17 protein-coding genes are annotated in these 16,723 nt (G+C 66.2%); 10 read left to right on the top strand and 7 right to left on the bottom strand.

Translation table 11 applies throughout. From position 1 onward, the window contains the following. Nucleotides 1–5 precede the first annotated feature (5 nt). The 6 genes from AC1DW9_RS18400 (at nt 6) to AC1DW9_RS18375 (ending at nt 6,293) form a co-directional block, all read left to right on the top strand. On the top strand, nt 6–602 hold the full coding sequence (locus tag AC1DW9_RS18400) for a helix-turn-helix domain-containing protein (RefSeq protein WP_441492916.1): 597 nt from the start codon (nt 6–8) through the stop codon (nt 600–602). A gap of 121 nt (nt 603–723) precedes the next feature. Beyond that, on the top strand, nt 724–1,794 hold the full coding sequence (locus tag AC1DW9_RS18395) for an NAD/NADP octopine/nopaline dehydrogenase family protein (RefSeq protein ID WP_476777289.1): 1,071 nt from the start codon (nt 724–726) through the stop codon (nt 1,792–1,794). Between the two features lie 53 nt (nt 1,795–1,847). Further along, a complete protein-coding gene (locus tag AC1DW9_RS18390; protein WP_441492918.1) occupies nt 1,848–2,717 on the top strand; it encodes an amino acid ABC transporter substrate-binding protein in 870 nt (289 codons plus the stop codon). A 341-nt stretch (nt 2,718–3,058) separates the two neighbouring features. Beyond that, nucleotides 3,059–4,051: a hypothetical protein gene (locus tag AC1DW9_RS18385; RefSeq protein WP_476777290.1), complete on the top strand. Its 993-nt coding sequence runs from the start codon at nt 3,059–3,061 to the stop codon at nt 4,049–4,051. A gap of 29 nt (nt 4,052–4,080) precedes the next feature. Then, complete coding sequence (locus AC1DW9_RS18380; RefSeq protein ID WP_476777291.1) at nt 4,081–5,280, top strand: M23 family metallopeptidase; 1,200 nt, start codon at nt 4,081–4,083, stop codon at nt 5,278–5,280. A gap of 185 nt (nt 5,281–5,465) precedes the next feature. Continuing rightward, nucleotides 5,466–6,293: a universal stress protein gene (locus AC1DW9_RS18375; RefSeq protein WP_441506903.1), complete on the top strand. Its 828-nt coding sequence runs from the start codon at nt 5,466–5,468 to the stop codon at nt 6,291–6,293. A gap of 56 nt (nt 6,294–6,349) precedes the next feature. Here the strand turns inward: AC1DW9_RS18375 and AC1DW9_RS18370 are convergent, their stop codons facing one another. The 4 genes from AC1DW9_RS18370 to AC1DW9_RS18355 form a co-directional block, all read right to left on the bottom strand. Continuing rightward, nucleotides 6,350–6,676, bottom strand: a complete 327-nt coding sequence (locus AC1DW9_RS18370; RefSeq protein ID WP_441506902.1) for an ATPase inhibitor subunit zeta — start codon at nt 6,674–6,676, stop codon at nt 6,350–6,352. 129 nt (nt 6,677–6,805) lie between these two features. Further along, nucleotides 6,806–8,488, bottom strand: coding sequence for a SulP family inorganic anion transporter (locus tag AC1DW9_RS18365; RefSeq protein WP_476777292.1), 1,683 nt, complete (start codon nt 8,486–8,488; stop codon nt 6,806–6,808). Nucleotides 8,489–8,784: 296 nt separating this feature from the next. Next, nucleotides 8,785–9,951: a hypothetical protein gene (locus AC1DW9_RS18360; RefSeq protein WP_476777293.1), complete on the bottom strand. Its 1,167-nt coding sequence runs from the start codon at nt 9,949–9,951 to the stop codon at nt 8,785–8,787. Between the two features lie 241 nt (nt 9,952–10,192). Continuing rightward, a complete protein-coding gene (locus AC1DW9_RS18355; RefSeq protein WP_476777294.1) occupies nt 10,193–11,434 on the bottom strand; it encodes a cytochrome P450 in 1,242 nt (413 codons plus the stop codon). Nucleotides 11,435–11,561: 127 nt separating this feature from the next. Between AC1DW9_RS18355 and AC1DW9_RS18350 the strand changes: the two genes are divergently transcribed. From AC1DW9_RS18350 to AC1DW9_RS18340, 3 genes are all read left to right on the top strand, one after another. Beyond that, nucleotides 11,562–12,527, top strand: a complete 966-nt coding sequence (locus AC1DW9_RS18350) for a LysR family transcriptional regulator (protein ID WP_476777295.1) — start codon at nt 11,562–11,564, stop codon at nt 12,525–12,527. A gap of 201 nt (nt 12,528–12,728) precedes the next feature. Continuing rightward, nucleotides 12,729–13,757: an SDR family oxidoreductase gene (locus AC1DW9_RS18345; RefSeq protein ID WP_476777296.1), complete on the top strand. Its 1,029-nt coding sequence runs from the start codon at nt 12,729–12,731 to the stop codon at nt 13,755–13,757. Between the two features lie 185 nt (nt 13,758–13,942). Then, on the top strand, nt 13,943–14,068 hold the full coding sequence (locus tag AC1DW9_RS18340) for a hypothetical protein (protein WP_441492928.1): 126 nt from the start codon (nt 13,943–13,945) through the stop codon (nt 14,066–14,068). 37 nt (nt 14,069–14,105) lie between these two features. On the opposite strand, the gene AC1DW9_RS18335 is transcribed toward AC1DW9_RS18340, so the two are convergent. The 3 genes from AC1DW9_RS18335 to AC1DW9_RS18325 all read right to left on the bottom strand — a co-directional run bounded on the left by AC1DW9_RS18335 (nt 14,106) and on the right by AC1DW9_RS18325 (nt 15,814). Further along, nucleotides 14,106–14,315: a hypothetical protein gene (locus tag AC1DW9_RS18335; RefSeq protein ID WP_441492929.1), complete on the bottom strand. Its 210-nt coding sequence runs from the start codon at nt 14,313–14,315 to the stop codon at nt 14,106–14,108. A 10-nt stretch (nt 14,316–14,325) separates the two neighbouring features. Further along, entirely contained in the window at nt 14,326–14,508 is a 183-nt protein-coding gene (locus AC1DW9_RS18330) for a hypothetical protein (RefSeq protein ID WP_441506896.1), read from the bottom strand. A 148-nt stretch (nt 14,509–14,656) separates the two neighbouring features. Then, nucleotides 14,657–15,814, bottom strand: coding sequence for a glycosyltransferase (locus AC1DW9_RS18325; protein ID WP_476777297.1), 1,158 nt, complete (start codon nt 15,812–15,814; stop codon nt 14,657–14,659). Between the two features lie 398 nt (nt 15,815–16,212). Here AC1DW9_RS18325 and AC1DW9_RS18320 point away from each other — a divergent pair, with 398 nt between their 5' ends. Beyond that, entirely contained in the window at nt 16,213–16,716 is a 504-nt protein-coding gene (locus tag AC1DW9_RS18320) for a YciE/YciF ferroxidase family protein (RefSeq protein ID WP_441492931.1), read from the top strand. Nucleotides 16,717–16,723: the final 7 nt, after the last annotated feature.

Genomic DNA, 16,723 nt, shown 5'->3' with positions numbered 1-16,723 from the left:
GCGGCATGACAGAGCTGAGCGCCCCCCAGATCGGACCGATCCTCCAGCGCCAGCGCAAGGCGCGGGGGTTGACGTTGCAGCAGCTCGCAGCCGTCTCCGGCGTGTCGAAATCGATGCTGTCGCAGATCGAGCGGGGCGAGGCCAATCCAACCTTCGCGGTGCTCTGGAGCCTGACGCGTGGGCTGCAGATCGAGATTTCCGCACTCCTCCAAGGCAGCGAATCCTCGCCCGGCGGCAGCGCGATCGAGATCGTCCCGCCGGAGCATACGCCGGAGATCCGCAGTGCCGACGGTTCCTGCCAGCTGCGCATCCTCAGCCCGCCGAGCCTGGCCGGCACGGTCGAATGGTACGATGTCGAGATCGCCGGCCATGGCCGGCTCGACAGCGCCGCGCATGCGCCGGGCGCGGTCGAGCATTTCACGGTCCTGTCGGGCCAGTTCGTCATTGCGAGCGGGTCCTCGCGCTATCCGGTCAAGGCCGGCGAGACGGCGCGCTATCCCGTGGATGTGCCCCACTCGATCTGCAACGAGCTTGATCAGCCGGCCCGCGGCCTGATGGTTCTGCTCTACCAGAAGGTCCGGCAGGAGCGAGGTTCTACTTGAGCGTGTTCCGTTATAGTGGATTCAACCGGGCCGCCGTGAGGCCTGGACCCCCGCAGGTCCCGGCTCCCGCGCCGGCTCGCCGCCGCCCCTTATCCTCCCCCGATCCAAAGGCCCAAATCCCATGCGCGTGAGTATCCTTGGAGCAGGCGCCGCCGCCTATGGCGCTGCCGCCCAGCTTTCGGTCAGTGGGCATGATCCCATGCTCTGGTCGCCCTCCGGCCAGGGCACGACCGAGCTGGCGGCGGGGGCCCCCTTGCGGGCCAGCGGCGCGATCGAGGCGAGTTTCCATCCCCGCATCGCCCATAGCGCGAAGGAGGCCGTGACCGGTTCCGACGTGGTGATGTTGGCCATGCCGGGCAACGCGCACAAGATGGCGCTGGAGGCGACCGCCGAGCATCTGCGCGAGGGGCAGCCGGTCATCATCAGCTCGCACGCCTCCTTCGGGGCGCTCTATCTCTCGCGGCTCCTGGCCGCGCGCGGCATCCGCGCGCCGATCATCGCCTGGGGCACGACGCTGACGACGGGGCGCAAGGCCTCGCCGACCGAGGCCGCGGTCAATTCGCTGCGCTCGAAGATCGACATCGCGACCGTGCCGGAAACCGGGCTCGACGAGGGCCACGCGCTCTGCACCGCCCTGTTCGGCGATCGCTTCGTCAAGCGCGACGGGCTGCTCGCGATCGCGCTCAGCAATCTCAACCCGCAGAACCATCTTGCGATCGCGCTGTTCAACCTCACCCGGATGGAGCGCGGCGAACGCTGGGGCCAGGCCGAGAACGTCACGCCGGCGGTCGGGCGTGTCATGGAGCTGCTCGACGCGGAGCGCCTGGCGATCGCGCAGGCTTTTGACGTCTCGGTGCGGACGATCAAGGAGCATTACGCCTTTTCCTACCAGCTGCCGGTCGCGAGCATCGCCGAGATGAATGCGGAGCTGCATCAGCGCGGCAATGGCGGCTTCGGCCCGACGACCTTGACCAGCCGCTATGTGCTCGAGGATGCGCCCTTCGGCCTGCTGCCGACGGTCCTGCTCGGGCGGCTCGCCGGGCAGCCCGCGACGCTGCACGAGGCTGGACTGACCATGCTGTCTGCCGCCTATGGTCGCGACTTCGTCGGGGATAACGACCTGCTGCCCGCGCTCGGCTTCGAGCAGATGAGCAGCGCACAGCTGCGGGAACGGGCCCGCACTGGATTCTAGAACTCCCGCACACCGGCCGGTGCTCGGGCAATCGCTACAAAGGGGAGAAGAACATGAGACGGAACCTTGTCGCTGCGATCGGCGGCCTCTTGGCCTTCGGCCTGGCCGCCACGGCCCAGGCCCAGGAGGTGGACGCGATCGTCAAGAAATTGCGCGACACCAACACCATCACCATGGGGATTCGCGAAACGCTCTACCCCTATGGCTTCCTCGACAATGACAAGAAGCCGTCCGGCTACTCCGTCGAGTTCTGCCAGCGCATCATCGAGGACATCAAGGCGGAGCTGAAGCTGCCCGACCTCAAGGTCAAATACGTGCCGGTCAGCATCCAGAACCGCCAGGCGCTCGTCGCCAACGGCACGGTCGATCTCGAATGCGGCGGTACGGTCAACACCTTCGGCCGCAACAAGCAGGTTGATTTCTCCTCGGTCTCCTATGTCTCGTCGAGCCAGCTGCTCGTCCTGAAGAATTCCGGCATCACCAAATACGAGGATCTGAACGGCAAGATCGTCGCAGTCGCCACCGGCGGCAGCAGCGAGCCTGACCTGAAGAAGCTCATCGCCGAGAAGGGCCTCAACATCCGCATCCAGAATGTCGACGACCACGCTGCCGCGCTGATCTCTGTCGAGACGCGGCGTGCCGACGCCTATTTCAGTGACAACGGCGCCTTCTACAGCTTGATCCGGCAGTCGAAGAACCCGGACGCCCTGACCATCGTCGGTACCGAATACGGCTATGCGCCGCAGGGCTTCATGGTGCCCAAGCTCAACCCGACGGTTCTCTGGATCGTCAATCACGCCATGGCGAAGATGTTCAAGTCGGGCGAGGCCGAAACCCTGTTCAACAAGTGGTTCGGCCCCTTCGGCGCCCAGGTCTCACCGAAGCTCAAGGCCGCCTGGGCGACGCAATCCTACGCGGAGTAAGCAGCCTCAGGCGTTCCGTTCGGCCTCTTCAGAAAGCCGGACGGAACATCTGCGCGGCCGGGGAGCCGTCTCTTGAACGGGGGCAGCCGCTGGAATGACAGGCTCGTCCCCGGCAAGCTCGGGGCAGTGGATGATCGCGGCGCGCCGGCAGGCTCTCCAGGGCGCTGCACAGCACTGAACAGCGACGTCCCGGCCTTGAACGATCCGGGAAGCCGGAGACAGGTCGGGGACCGCAGCGCAATTTAAACCAACTCCGCCTGCCGTGCTGGTGTCGCGCCCGGCGGTCCACTAGCATCGGCCGGGATCACTCCGCGAGGGCGGGGCAATCCCTGGGGGCGGCCGTGAACCATTTTGGCGTGGAGATCGGCCAGCAGCCCCTCGAAAAATCCTGGTTCAACCTCGCGTTGAAGCTGAAACTCACCGCGCTCGCCCTGGGTTGCCCAACCAACAAGGAACTCTGCGCGCGCTTTGCGGCGGTCAATCCGGCCACCCTGTTCGTCACCCAGAACGCCTACAAATGGCTCTCGGGCAAGGCGATGCCGCGCACCTCCAGCGTCTATGAGGATTGGGCGAGGGTGCTCGGCGGTGCGCTGACGGCGCCCTTCCTGGCCTCGTCCTCGTTCGAGGAGTTCCAGCACGCGATCTGCGCCCGCTTCGGCGTGCCGGAAACCGTGCTTGCGACGCTCCGGGGCGAGGCCGGTCTGCGGCCGGTGCCGGCGCCGGGCCCGGTCACCGCACGACAGCCCGGCGAGCATTGGCTGGCCGGAACCTATCTCGCGATTTCGCCGGCCTGGTCGCGTGTCGAGGCGGGCCGGCTGATCATCGGCGCGATGCGGGTCTACGCCGATGCGATGCAGCAATTGCAGATCAGCTACTGCGAAAGCCTGTTCAACCGCCCGGTCGCGATGGAGGGGCAGCTGCTCAGCGACGGGCGAACCGCGCAAAGCGCCCTGACATGTTCCTATACGCACCGCCTGTTTTTCCTGGCGCTGAACGTGCCCACTCCGCCCGCCAATCTGATCGGCGGTATTCTCAGCGGCGCGGCAGTCCATGATCCCAATGCCCGCGCTGTCGCCTGCCGCATCCTGTTCGTGCGGGCGCATGGCCGCAGCATCGAAGATCTGGCCGCGCGCATGGGCTATCTCGATGCGGACGCGGACGGAATCGAGCATGAGCTGGCCGGCCTGGGTTACCGCGCCGATGCCGCCAGGCGGGACCTCGCGGCGAGCATCCTCACCGCGCTCGGCATGCATTCGACCTCCGCGCTTTGCGAAGCCGCCCCCAGGGATTTCACCGATATCGAGCTGACGCTCGACCGGTTGGCGCCCGCCTGATCCCCCGAAATCCGCAACAGGACGCTGCGATGTACCCATTGACCGGAATGATGCGTCTTGCGGCAATCGCCGTCGTGGTCCCGCTGTCCTTGTCGGGCACGGCCCGGGCGCAATCCGCTGCCACCCCGCAGCATGGCGTGACGTTGACGGGGCTCATCGGCAAGGTCCTGTTCGCGCCGCAGCCCGTGCTCGGCTCCGATGGTCGTCAGCATATCGTCTACGAGTTGCAGCTCTCGAATGTGACCGGCGAGCGCGTCGTGATGAAGCGGTTCACGCTCTATGGCGACGACGACAAGGAGCCACTCTCGACGCTAGACGAGGCCGAGATCGCGCGGCGTTTCTCCCCCGGTGGCCGGCGCGGCAATGAGTCGGCGGAGCTGGGCGGCTATCAATACGGGGTCGCCTTTCTCCACATCGCGCTGCCGCAGGGGCGCGCGGCACCGCAGCGGCTGACGCATAAGGTCGATGCCTGGTTCGATCAGTTCAAGGCGGATGCCGCGATCCAGCTTGGCGCGACCGCAGTCACGACAGCGGCGCCCCCGGTTCTGGGGCCGCCGCTTTGGGGCGAAAACTATATCGCGGGCGACGGCTGCTGCGATTCCACCCGGCATGTCCGGGCCCTTTTGCCGCTGAACGGCGCCTTTCGTCTCGCCCAGCGCTTTGCCATCGATTGGGAGAAGCTTGGCGGGGATGGCCGACTCTTCGCGGGCGATAGGAAGCAGGTCGCGAGCTATCACATCTATGGCCAGCCTATCCTGGCGGTGAGCGACGGCACCATCGTCGATATGCGTGCCGATCTTGCCGATCAGGTCCCCGGAGCGCTTCCCGACGGGCTGCCGATCGGCGAGGCCGACGGCAATTTCGCGGTGCTGGATATCGGCGGTGGCGCCTTCGTGCTCTACGCCCATATGCAACCCGGCAGCGTCCGCGTCAGGACCGGCGACAGGGTGCGCCGCGGCGATGTCATCGGCGCGGTCGGCAATACCGGCAACAGTTCGGAGCCGCATCTGCACCTGCATGTCATGGACGGGCCCTCGCCACTTCTCGCCAATGGCCTGCCCTATGTCTTCGAGGCCGCCACGGTGAAGGCGGTCGATCTGGCGGGCACTGCGGATTTCGATCGGGCGGCGGAAACCGGCTCGCCTGTCAGCCTGACGCCGCTCGTGCCCCCTCTGGCGATCCGGCGCGCGCTGCCGCTTGATCTCACCATTGTCGACTGGGGCAACTGAAAGGCCGCGGCGAGGGGATAGCGGGCTCCGGTCGGGCGCCTGGCAGTCCCTCTCGGCTGTCACGTCGCCCGGCGCATCGAAGGAGACAAACCTGCGCCGGCTGGGGCGGCCGGATGATCGCGGCAGACCGGCATGCTATCCAAGGCGCCAAAGAGATCATCGCGATTCCGGAGTGAGGTGTTCACATGGCCGAGACGAGCAAAGCGCCTCCCGTTGAAGTCCTGTTCGCCAGCGATTTTTCGGCCAGGGCCGATCGCCCGCTCGAACGCGCCTTGCGCCTTGCCGAGGCATGGCGGGCGAGGCTCGCAATCGCCCATGTCCTCGAGGACGCGGTTCCGAACCTGGCGGAAACGACGGCGCGGCTGCGCGCCGAGCTGCCGCCGACGGCGGCGCAGGCTGAGTTCGTCGTCCGGGTCGGCTCGGCTCCGAGCGTGCTGGCAAATCTGGCGGTGGAGCGCGGCAGCGGCGTCATCATCACCGGTGTCGCGCGCTTCAACAGCCTCGGCGACTATGTCACCGGGACGGCGGTCGACCATATCGTGCGCCATGCCTCCGTGCCGGTGCTGGTCGTCCGCAAGCGGGCGGAGCGCCCCTATGACCGCATCCTCGTCGCCACCGATTTCTCCGAGTGCTCGCGCGCGGCCTTGCTGACCGCCGCCGCGCTCTTTCCGACGGCACGTCTCGTGCTGCTCCACGTCAACCCGCAGGCGACGACCGGTCGCTACAAGGTCGAAGGTGCGGCGGAACATCTGCACTCCGAGGCTGCCGAGGACATGGCGGAGTTCCTGGCGGCCGCAGAGCTTCCGCAGGCCGTGCGGGATCGCATCGAGCTGGTCCTGGACGATGGGGCTGTGGTCAATGTGATCAAGCGGCAGGTGCAGGAGACCGGCGTCAGTCTCGTCGTCGTCGGCGCGCATCGCAGTCGGGGGCTGGTGCAGGATGCGATCGGCAGCCATGCCGAAGGCGTGCTCCGGGGCGTCGATGCGGACGTGCTCCTGGTCCGGGAGGCCTGATCCGCGCACCCGCGCCCAGGCCGGAACCGCCGTCGCCAGCCAATCTACAGCCGGCCTCAGCCCGACTGGAGATTGCGTGCGAGCATCACCGCTGCAGCATCGCGGGAACCACCCCGCGTTGTCGGCATGAGGCTCCCTGCTTTGAGCATGAATTCGGTCATGACGCGTAGAATCTGCTCGTCCGATTGGGCCACGCCTGCGGCGTCAAAGTCCTTGCGGATCTTGCTGAACACGTCACTGCGCTCGGGATCGACCGTGCTTCTGGCGAGGTCATCCGAATAGGCATCGGCGTCCCGGCCCGTGAGTGCCAATTTCTCGGCGGCCCACCTGCCGAGGAGCTTGTTGCGGATGATTGTCCTCTGCACATCGTTGGAACTGGTCATTCGAAATTCTCCGATTGCCGGCCGTTGAATGCGCCTTCCTCAGTATGCTCTTGGCCCGATGGATTGCATCGCTGGAGCAGATGCAGGCTCGGGATCGTATGTCGACAAAGCCGATTGGACATCGGCCTCTCACGCCTTTGGGTCAGGAACCAATCCGGCAGCGTTTGCCGATAGCGCGTTCAACGCCGTGTAGCGTTCGATGGCGGCGCGTGCGTTGAAGAGCAACCGGTCCGGGCCGAGCAGCGTGTCCAAACCTGCACGGCGAATGACCTCAAGCGCGCCAGGATTGAGGCCCACGAACCAGACGATGACACCCCGTTCCGTCATGCCCTTCTCGCCTTCCTGCAGCATCTGGAGGGCCGAGTACTCGATGTCTGGAACGCGGCTGAAGTCGAGCGCGAGGACCCGCGGCTTATGCTGACCAACAAGAGCGGTGATCTGGTCAGCCACATCCTGGGCATTGATGAAGAAGAGCCGCCCTTCCGGCCGCAGGATCAACAACCCCTCGAAGGTTTCGTCATCAGGGTTTTCAGGATCGAGAGGGCGGAGCACGTCGGCTCCGCGCTTGCGGCCGATGACCGTAATCCGGGGATGGAATGTCTGGCTGGCCAGGCCGATCAGCGAAAGGATGACCGCGATGACGATACCCTGAAGGGTTCCAAAGATCAGGACGCCAATGGTTGCGACGATCGCCCAGCCGAACTCCATCCTGCGCACCTTGCGAATGGCGTTGAACTCCGCCGGCTGGATAAGCGGAATGGAGTAGACGATGACGATGGCTGCCAGCGTGGCATTCGGAAGGAGCCCGAGCAAAGGTGCGAACAGGAGCATGGTTGCAAGGGCCGCCGCCGCTGTCACCAGCGAGGCAGCCTGGGTTCGCCCGCCCGCCGCGCGAACAACGCCCGTTTGCGACGTGCCGCCGCCGCCCGGCATCGCGCCGAGCAAGGAGCCGGCAATGTTGGCTGCGCCTGTCGCCACCAGCTCGCGATTGGCATTGATCGGAGGATCGCGAGGTCGAACGAAAGCCCGGCCTGCAGCAATGGTTTCGGTGAAACTCATCAGGGCAATCCCGAGCGCTCCCGGCAGCAGTTGCTGCACCAACGCAAGATCGGGGAGCGTCACTGAGGGAAGGCCCTGCGGGATATGCCCTACGGTCGAGACACCCTGAGCGCCCAGGTGAAAGATCCATGACGCTGCGATGGCGGTGGCCACTGCGATGAGTGGGGCGGGTGAATGCGGCTTCAGACGCTCCATCCCGATCAGAACGATCGCGGTCGCCGCCGCCACTGCGGCAGTGAGCAGCGACGTCTCCGGAAGCGCGCGCACGACGCTTAGAATGTCGGCAAAGAAGGACTGCTTGGTGATGTGCACTCCGAAGAGCTTGGGGGCCTGGTCCAGCAGGATGACGAGGCCGATGCCGGCCTTGAAGCCGGTGAGGACCGGTGCCGAGATGAAATTGGCGAGGAAGCCCAGGCGCAGGAGCCTGGCGAGCAGCAACAAGGCGCCAACCAGGGCGGTCAGCGTCGCCGTCGCGGTGAGCAGCTTGGCCGGGTCGCCGTCCGGGACGACTGCACCGAGCTGGGCGCCAGTCAGGATCGCGAGCGTGGTGGTGGAACTGACGCTGAGCACGCGGGAGGAGCCGAGCCATCCGTAGACGGCCATTGGCACAAGGGATGTGTAGAGGCCAACCTGCACCGGCAGGCCCGCCACAGTAGCGTATGCCATGGCCTTGGGCAGCACGACGGCAGCCGCCGTAAGCCCCGCGACGACGTCAAAGCGGAGCCCACCGGCATTCTGGTCGTTCTCGTGCATTGAACCAGCCTGCATTGACACAGCCACTGAACGTAAGCTCGAAAGCTCGGAATATGCAAAGGAGACCGAACGTCTCCTCTGGCGCGATCCGGCCCGGCCGTGTCGATGCGCTCGACGTCCGGAAGCCACCCTCCTGCGGCATTCCGGCAGCCCGCTAACCGGTTGGACCGCGTCGGTCTTCCCTGCCAGTAGGACGCCCGTGCGGGAGCCAGACGTCCGATTCAATCCACTCGCTCCGGCCTCCCTCCGACCCCGGTCTTGCCCAGCCCCGCCTCTTGCCCAGGCCCTCGTCTTGCCTAAGCCCGCGTCTTGGCCATCGCGGCGAGCGCCTTTTCGTCCCTGAGCAGGCGGATGACGGGCAGGGCGGTGTCGTCGCCCACGGGCAGGCCGAGCGCCTCGGCAATGGTATTGCGCCACTCCTCCGCCTCGCTGGGATCGCTGACGACCCAGACCGTGCGCCGCGTCCGGAAGCGTTGGATGCCGACGATCGCGAGCTGGTTGAAGACGATCCTGCGCAGCGCGCTCTGGTCGACCGGGCGCTTTGCCGTGGCTTCGGCCGCAGTCGCCGTGGTCGGCTTCGGCAGCGGCGGCTCGACCAGGAGCGCATCGACATCGTCGACGATGAGCAGGTCGACATTGCGCCAGGGCCAGAGGATGCGGCCATCCTGTTCCTCGAGCGGCGGGTGGCCGGAATCGGCGTCTTCCTTGCGCTCGACCGCGGCCTCGAACAGCTTCACCAGGGTGGTGTAGCGCGCAATCCCGAGCCGGAAGGCGTATTCGGTGCCGATGCCGCAGGCGAGGCAGGTCTTGCCCGAGCCGACCGTGCCGGTGAGCAGCACATGCGGAAAACGCGGCGCGTTCGCGCCCTTCGTCGGCGGCTCCGACAGGGCGATCAGCGCGTCGCGGTAGCCGGGATCCGGCCTTTCTATGGTCGAGCAGAGATTGGTCAGGCGGAACAGGAAGGGCAGGCCGACCTGCTGGAAGGTCATCTTGCGCTTCACCCACCAGAGCACCAGCAGCGTGGCGGGCACGAGCATGACCAGCAGCGCGACGATGGCCTGGACGCCGCCGAGCCCCGAGGCGCCGGCGACGATCGCGCCCGCGCCGATGAAGAACAGCGCGGTCGCGACATTCCACCAGAGCTCGCGGCGGTTGAACGGAAAGAGCGGGCCCTGGCGCCGGCGCTCGCGGACGATGTCGAGCACCTCCTTGACGATCCAGAGCAGCATATTGAGCAGGGCAGCGATGATCGCAGTCTTCCAGGCCGGAAGATCGGTGAAGAGGGCGGCGAGTATCCAGCTGAACAGGAAGGTTATCTGGAAGCCGAGGCCGAAATGACCGAATTGATCGGCGGTCCAAACATAGCTGACGGTCGGAGTCTGCTGCACATCCTTGCCGAACCAGTCATATCGCAATTGCGATAAGATTTCCTTGAGCGAAGGTGGCGTAAGCTTCTTGTCCATTGGGCCGCATCTCGCTCAGGGAACGCAGAAACGTCGGATTCACTGGAATGTCGGGGGAAGGTAGGCGCAGGAAGAGCTTACGCGGATGCTAGCAGCTTCATGCGAGCCGGCAAGAGCGCCGTTACGTCAGGGCGTGATCCGGCGAGAGATGTTGTGCGTGCCGCGTTGCCGCCGCTGGACGCCTGGCATGGGCGCAGCATGGACTATCGGCTTTCAGGGGTTCCGTTTCGCGGACAGCCACTCAGCGCTTGAACAAGGGCGTGCGGACATGCCCCGAGGCGGCATAGGACAGGCAGGCCTCCAGGCGCTCCAGCGGCACGCCGCGCGTCAGCAGATGCCCGACCGCGATCTCGACGATCAGAGCTACGACCTTGTCCGCGGGGCAGACATGGCGACCGGCGCCGAATTCCAGGGATCTGCGGTCCCTGCGCGCGATATCGAAGCGATCCGGCTCGGGATTGAGCGCGGGATCGCGGTTCGCGGCTGCCAGGAGCACGATGATCAGATCGCCCTGACGCAGCTCATGTCCGGCAATCCTGCCGTCGCGCGCCATGAAACGGAAGGTGCTGCTGGTGACGGTATCGCAGCGCGCCACCTCCTGGATGAGCGGCCGCAGGCATGTCCGATCGGCCTCGACCTGCCGGAGGAGTTCCGGCCGCCGGGCCAGTGCGAGCAGCGTCAACCCGATCAGCGAGGCCATTCCGGCGAAACCCTGGACCATGTAGCCAAGGGCGTTGGCGATCACATCCCTTTCGTCGTCGCAGCCGAAACGCGTCGCTTCGCGCAGCAGCGCCTGGAATAACGGGCCCCGCTGCGCGTCGGCCTTCCCGACGGCACTGGCGAGGTCAAACAGCGCCTGCGCGCCTTGATGTCCTGATGTCAGCAAGTCGGGCGTCAGCGCGGGAATTCCGGTTCCAGCAGCTGCGGCTGCGGTCCCATAGGCGCCAAGCCACCCCATGACGTCGCCGAAGCGTTCGCGGGGAATGCCGAGCAGCAGCGCGATGACCTGCACGGGCAGTGCGAACATGAACTGCGTCGTGGTCGCTTCATCGAGCCTCGGCCCGAGTTCGTCGTCGAGCTCGGCCGCACGCCTGTGTGCCAGGGCCGCGACCTCGCCGAGATCGAGGCCGCGCACGGCGTTCGTGACCGCCTCCTTCAGCCTGCCCCGCGCCTCGTCATCCCGCAGGCGCACGAGCCGGCCAAAGATCTCCGCTGCTGCGCCGCCCTGCAGCGCCGCAGGGATGGGCTCGCTCAAGGGGCGGGTCAGACAGATCGCGCTGGTCAGGACTTCGGTGACCGCGGCAGCGCTCGCCGCCACCCACCAGCCATTGGCCTCGTCCCGGGAGAAGGGACGTTCGCGGGCGAGCCGGCCGTAATAGGGGTATGGATCGGGATGCGATGGCGCAGCGCGAACATGGGCCGGGGAGTGGTACTGAGATAACGCGGGAGCAGGGGCTGCAGGCGCCGAAATCCTCGCCGTCATGGTGCTGCTCCGTCCGGTTCGCGCCGCGGCGCCATCTTTGCTTCCTCTTCGATAGCGCTTGCCCAGGCATCCGTCGAAATCATAGTTTCTCTAAGGCCGATCAGTTTTTTGCATGGGCGTGTCTTTCATGGGCCTGGACAACGAAGCGCTTCTGACTTTCGTCACCATCCATCAGGCCAATGGTTTTTCCAGCGCCGCGGAGGTACTCGGCCGTTCGCAGCCGGCGATCAGCCGGCGCATCGCCTTGCTCGAGGACGAACTCGGCGTGCCGGTCTTCGAGCGCGCGTCCGGGGGCGTGGTGCTCAGCGAAGCCGGCCGCGCGCTGCTGCCGCACGCCGAACGCGTGCTTGCGGCGCTGCGCGACGCGGAAAGCGCGATCAAGGCGCTGCGCACGGAGGTCGCCGGCCGTGTCGCGATCGTGGCAGTGGGCACGCTAGCCGGGACGAACCTCACCGCGGTTCTCAAGCGCTTCGCTGCCGATCATCCCAAGGTCGATCTCTCGATCAGCACCGCGACCAGCGCTGAGGTGAGCGACCGGGTCCGGCGCGGCGAAGCGATGATCGGGCTGCGCTATCTCCTCGACATCGCACCAGATCTCGTCTGCGAGCACATCGCCTCCGAGACAATGGTCGTGGCCTGTTCCGCCCAGCATCGTTTCGCGGGCAAACGGCTCGGATCGCTCGCGGCGCTGTGCCATGAACCCTGGTTTGCGTTCCGCAATGCCTATGATCAGCGCGAGACCTTCGCGGACAACATCTTCGCGCAGTTTCAGGCGCGTGGCATCGGCGAGGTCCGCTGGACATCGATCGACAGCCTGAACGCGATGAAGCGGCTGGTCGAGGCCGGTCTCGGCATCGCGTTGCTGCCAGAAAGCGCGATCGACGAGGAGCGGCGGCTTGGCTCGCTCGCGACGATTCCGGTCGCGGACCTGCACGTCGCCAATCCGATTTATGCGGTCCTGCGCCGAGGCGGCTATCTCAGCCCCGCCACGCTCCATTTGCTGGCACTGCTGCGCTCCGCGCCTGGCCTCGCGAATGGCCGTTTCGTCGCACGGCAGGACGAAGAGGAGCCGCTACCGACAGACAGGGGCTGACAGGGATGAGGGGCAGTTCACGGAGAGGCTGAGGCGGCTGCGTGTTCGGAGGACAGGGGGAGAACGCGTCACCGTGCAGCTCGGTGGCGAGCAGGGCGATCAGGACGGACGCCCGAACAGAGCGCGCCGATCCGCACCGGCAATGGAACCCGGGCCCGCGGCGCCCGTTCAACTCCGGAATGCGATTGCACGGAGGCCGTGATGGCGAAATCCAGCAAGGTTCAGACCAAGGCCAAGCCACAAGCGGAACCCAGGAGCCCGGCAAAGCCGAACAGCGCGACAAATTCCGCGATCCAGCAGCAGCGCCGGATCCAGAGGCAGGTGGCGCGGTCGGATGCGAAGCCGGCAAAGGCGAAATCCGGCGCGATGCAGGCTGGGGCGCGACGTTATCCCGAGCCGCCCTTCAGGAAGCAGCATCAGGCCAAGCCGGGTTCGGAGGCCGTGCTCGATCCGGCCCCGATGTATGATGCGCCCTATTACAAGGGCTCGGGCAAACTCGAGGGCAAGGTCGCCATCATCACGGGCGGCGATTCCGGTATCGGACGCTCGGTCGCCGTGCTCTTCGCGCGCGAGGGTGCCGATGTCGCGATCCTGCATCTCGGCGAGGCCGGGGACGCGAAGGTGACCGGGCAGGCGATCGAGGCCGAGGGGCGGCGCTGCCTCGTCATCCCCGGCGATGTCCGGGATTCAGGCTTCTGCCGGAAGGCGGTGGCCAAGGTCGTCAAGACCTTCGGCAAGCTCGATGTGCTCGTCAACAACGCCGCCTTCCAGGTCCATTCCCCACGTTTCGAGGATCTGAGCGAAGAGCATTTCGACACGACGCTGAAGACCAATCTCTACGGCTATTTCCACATGTCGCAGGCGGCCCTCGACCATATGAAAGTCGGCGGCGCCATCGTGAATTCCGGCTCCGTCACCGGGCTGATGGGCAGTGAGGCGCTGATCGACTATTCCATGACGAAGGGCGGCATCCATGCTTTTACCCGCTCGCTCGCCGCCCATCTCGTGCCGCGCGGGATCAGGGTCAATGCGGTCGCGCCCGGTCCCGTCTGGACGCCGCTCAATCCATCCGACAAGACGGCCGAGGATGTCGCGACATTCGGGGCGCAGACACCGATGAAGCGCCCGGCCCAGCCGGAGGAAATCGCCCCGGCCTATGTCTTCCTCGCCTCGCCGCACTGCTCCAGCTACATCACCGGGGAGATCCTCCCGATCATCGGCGGCTACTAGCATCGGCCCGAAAAGCCGATGCTTCAGGGAGTCGGTTTTCGGGAAATCCGAGCTTCAGCAACACCTCACCGGGTATGCCTGTCGAGGACACGATCGTATCACCTTTTCTGCAACGTCGCGCGGAACCGGATGGCGCCGGCCCGGGTTGCAGTTGCAGTCCTCATCGATGCCGGGCGAAACCTGTCATGCGCTCGCGCTTTCTCGACATCCTGATCTGGCTTACCGTACTGGCGCTTGTGGCCGGCTTCGGGGTCAGGATGTTCCGAACCGTGCCCAGCGTCCAGGACGCGCCACGCATCTATCGGGACTGAGCCCTGGGCCCAGCCCCGCCATGGCCCAGGCCAGGCCTCAGCCCGGCTTCTTCGGCTCAGGCTGGCCCCCATGTCTGATCGTGGCGGCGCTGTCGTGCTCATCGGCCTCGAACGGGGCATGCGGCCCGGTCTGATGCTTCGACAAGGGGCTCGGGCCCGGGCGACGCTGTTCCGGTGCGCCCGATTGTCCCGGCCGTTGCGCCGTCCGATAGGGCACCGGCGCGTCGGTATGCTTCTCGGCTGTCATCGTCATCACCTCAGGTTTCGCAAATGCCGGGAGGAGGGCGCTCGGCTGCCTTCTCGGGGCTCTGCCCGGAGGGGGCGCGATCGCGCATGCGCTCGCCCCGGTTGTCCTGGTTCTTGCCCTGCTCGCCCCGTCCGTGGGGGAGGATGGCTGCCGCATCCGTCGTGGGGATCTTCCGTCCGTAACCGTCTCGCATGGTGGCCTCCGTGTTGTCGGGCCCGGCTGCGCAGGAAACGTCGGGCCCTAAGCGAGGTTCCACGACAACGGCGGTCCGGTCATCATTCAGATGAGCGAATGGCCGGCACCTCCCAGAAGCACGCGCGCCCTGTCCCTGGCGGCCTGCTTCACCAGCCGTCGAATGTCGCGTCGACCAGCAGCCTCGCGGCTGACGCCGCCCCGTCGGTGCGGATCGCGCCCGCCAGGGTGGCTGCTCTGGCACCGGTTTCAGGCCTCAGGGCTGTACCGAGCGCCGCCGACAGCGACGCGAAGGTCGGAGTCGGGCCATCATGCGCAGCTCCGATGCCGAGTTCGGTCACCCTGGCAGCCCAGTGAAACTGGTCCACCGCTTGGGGGACAACGACCTGAGGCGTGCCGGCCCGGGACGCCGTCGTCGTCGTACCCGCCCCGCCATGATGGACAATGGCGGCCACGCGACCGAACAGGGCCTGCTGGTTCACCTCGCCGATGGCAAGGCAGTCGGCGCCGTCGTCGATCAAGCCCAGGTCGGCCCAGCCCCGGGCGACGAGAGCACGGCGGCCCTGCGCGCGGATCGCCTCTATGGCGACACGGGCGCTGTCGTTGGGGACGCGCATGCTGCCAAAGCCGACATAGACGGGCACTGCGCCGGCATCCAGGAACGCCACCAGATTCGCCGGGAGTGGTCTTTCGTCCGGCAATATCCATGCCGCGGTTCGGATGACAGGAAGCGCTCCGGGCGTCACTTCGGGACACAGGGTCGGGTCCGCTGCCACCAAGGGCCGACCGGTGAACAGGAAGGCCGGGAGGTCCTCCACCGGCGGCAGGCCGATCGACGCCCGATGGGCGTTGATCGGCGCGCCGACCTGCGCGTGCCAGCCCTGGGCGTCCAGCAAACTCGGACAGAAGATCGCGAACCGGTGAGGGATGGCGACCGTCTCGGACACCGACCGCGCGACGAAATGCAACATGCCGCTCGCGACGAGCATGTCACAGCCCTCGGCTGCCTCGGCGAGGGTGTCATAGGTCGCTGCGATGAACCCGGCCACGAAGGCGTCGACGCTCACGACCCGCTCCTCCGCGGTCGAGGGTTGCTCCGCCCATGCGCGCCACGATTTGCGGAAGGGTACCAACGGGATGCCGGCACGGGCCAGCAGCGTTGCGAACTCCGCGTCCGGCGGCGCGCATAACCGCACCTCGACGCCGAGTGCCCGCAACTCCACCGCCAGGGCGACGATCGGTTCGACGTCTCCGCGCGACCCGTAAGTCGATAATAAGATACGCATTTCGCTATTCCCTTTCCCCATGGTTCAGGTCGAGGGCAGCGTTCATAGGGGATGACCGGCGTCTTGCCGCAAGCCCCCAGGCACGCTATAGCGTTGGAATGGCTAGGAGCGGCGACGCTCCTTTTTTGTTGCCTTCTCCCTGAATGGACGAGGATTTCGCGCCGCGGCGAGGCGCTGATGTGCTCCTCAGCGGCGGAGCGGCCACAACGTCCCGTCGCAGGACGGCTTCCCCCAATCGCTGACAACCTGTCGAAGCGGCATGGCTGGCGAGCAGCTCAGCCAATACCCTGACAGCCGGGTTCCTTCGCCATGGCTAAAAGCCCCGGCGGCGTGGAACAGGCCGGCGGCCAATACGTTGGTCAGGCAGCAAGCGCGCCCGATCAACCGGCGTCGGCGGGGATCAGAACCAGGAGGACGGAATGGGACTTTTTTCCAAGGACATCAAGACGATGGACGATCTCTTTGTCCACACGCTTCAAGATATCTATTACGCGGAGAAGCAGATCCACAAGTCGCTGCCGAAGATGATCGACAAGGCCACAGACCCGCAGCTGAAGCAGGGGCTGACCGCGCATCGCGGCGAAACCGAAGGTCATATCAAGCGGCTGGAACAGGTCTTCAAGCAACATGGCGCGGAGGCGAAGGGCGTGGATTGCCCGGCGATCGACGGCATCCTCGAGGAAGCCGACGAGGTTCTGGGTGAGGTCGCCGACAAGCAGGTGGTCGATGCCGCGATCATCGCCTGCGCGCAAGCCGTCGAACACTACGAGATCACGCGCTACGGCACCTTGACGGCCTGGGCCAAGCAGCTTGGCCGCAACGACTGCGCCACCCTGCTGCAGCAGAATCTCGATGAGGAATTCGCGGCCGACAAGAAGCTCAGCAAGCTTGCCGAATCCGGGATCAACCGCAAGGCGGCGTAGCCGATCC

The sequence above is a fragment of the Allobosea sp. P4_E12 genome (assembly GCF_056401655.1).
The sequence above is the reverse complement of the archived record's forward strand: the minus strand, read 5'-3'. Positions and strand labels throughout refer to the sequence as shown.

What these genes read in the sequence shown, in the direction of transcription:
- AC1DW9_RS18400 (WP_441492916.1), top strand. Translation starts at nt 6, where the DNA reads ATGACAGAGCTGAGCGCCCCCCAGATCGGACCGATCCTCCAGCGCCAG.
- AC1DW9_RS18395 (WP_476777289.1), top strand. Translation starts at nt 724, where the DNA reads ATGCGCGTGAGTATCCTTGGAGCAGGCGCCGCCGCCTATGGCGCTGCC.
- AC1DW9_RS18390 (WP_441492918.1), top strand. Translation starts at nt 1,848, where the DNA reads ATGAGACGGAACCTTGTCGCTGCGATCGGCGGCCTCTTGGCCTTCGGC.
- AC1DW9_RS18380 (WP_476777291.1), top strand. Translation starts at nt 4,081, where the DNA reads ATGTACCCATTGACCGGAATGATGCGTCTTGCGGCAATCGCCGTCGTG.
- AC1DW9_RS18375 (WP_441506903.1), top strand. Translation starts at nt 5,466, where the DNA reads ATGGCCGAGACGAGCAAAGCGCCTCCCGTTGAAGTCCTGTTCGCCAGC.
- AC1DW9_RS18370 (WP_441506902.1), bottom strand. Translation starts at nt 6,676, where the DNA reads ATGACCAGTTCCAACGATGTGCAGAGGACAATCATCCGCAACAAGCTC.
- AC1DW9_RS18365 (WP_476777292.1), bottom strand. Translation starts at nt 8,488, where the DNA reads ATGCACGAGAACGACCAGAATGCCGGTGGGCTCCGCTTTGACGTCGTC.
- AC1DW9_RS18360 (WP_476777293.1), bottom strand. Translation starts at nt 9,951, where the DNA reads ATGGACAAGAAGCTTACGCCACCTTCGCTCAAGGAAATCTTATCGCAA.
- AC1DW9_RS18355 (WP_476777294.1), bottom strand. Translation starts at nt 11,434, where the DNA reads ATGACGGCGAGGATTTCGGCGCCTGCAGCCCCTGCTCCCGCGTTATCT.
- AC1DW9_RS18350 (WP_476777295.1), top strand. Translation starts at nt 11,562, where the DNA reads ATGGGCCTGGACAACGAAGCGCTTCTGACTTTCGTCACCATCCATCAG.
- AC1DW9_RS18345 (WP_476777296.1), top strand. Translation starts at nt 12,729, where the DNA reads ATGGCGAAATCCAGCAAGGTTCAGACCAAGGCCAAGCCACAAGCGGAA.
- AC1DW9_RS18340 (WP_441492928.1), top strand. Translation starts at nt 13,943, where the DNA reads ATGCGCTCGCGCTTTCTCGACATCCTGATCTGGCTTACCGTACTGGCG.
- AC1DW9_RS18335 (WP_441492929.1), bottom strand. Translation starts at nt 14,315, where the DNA reads ATGACAGCCGAGAAGCATACCGACGCGCCGGTGCCCTATCGGACGGCG.
- AC1DW9_RS18330 (WP_441506896.1), bottom strand. Translation starts at nt 14,508, where the DNA reads ATGCGAGACGGTTACGGACGGAAGATCCCCACGACGGATGCGGCAGCC.
- AC1DW9_RS18325 (WP_476777297.1), bottom strand. Translation starts at nt 15,814, where the DNA reads ATGGGGAAAGGGAATAGCGAAATGCGTATCTTATTATCGACTTACGGG.
- AC1DW9_RS18320 (WP_441492931.1), top strand. Translation starts at nt 16,213, where the DNA reads ATGGGACTTTTTTCCAAGGACATCAAGACGATGGACGATCTCTTTGTC.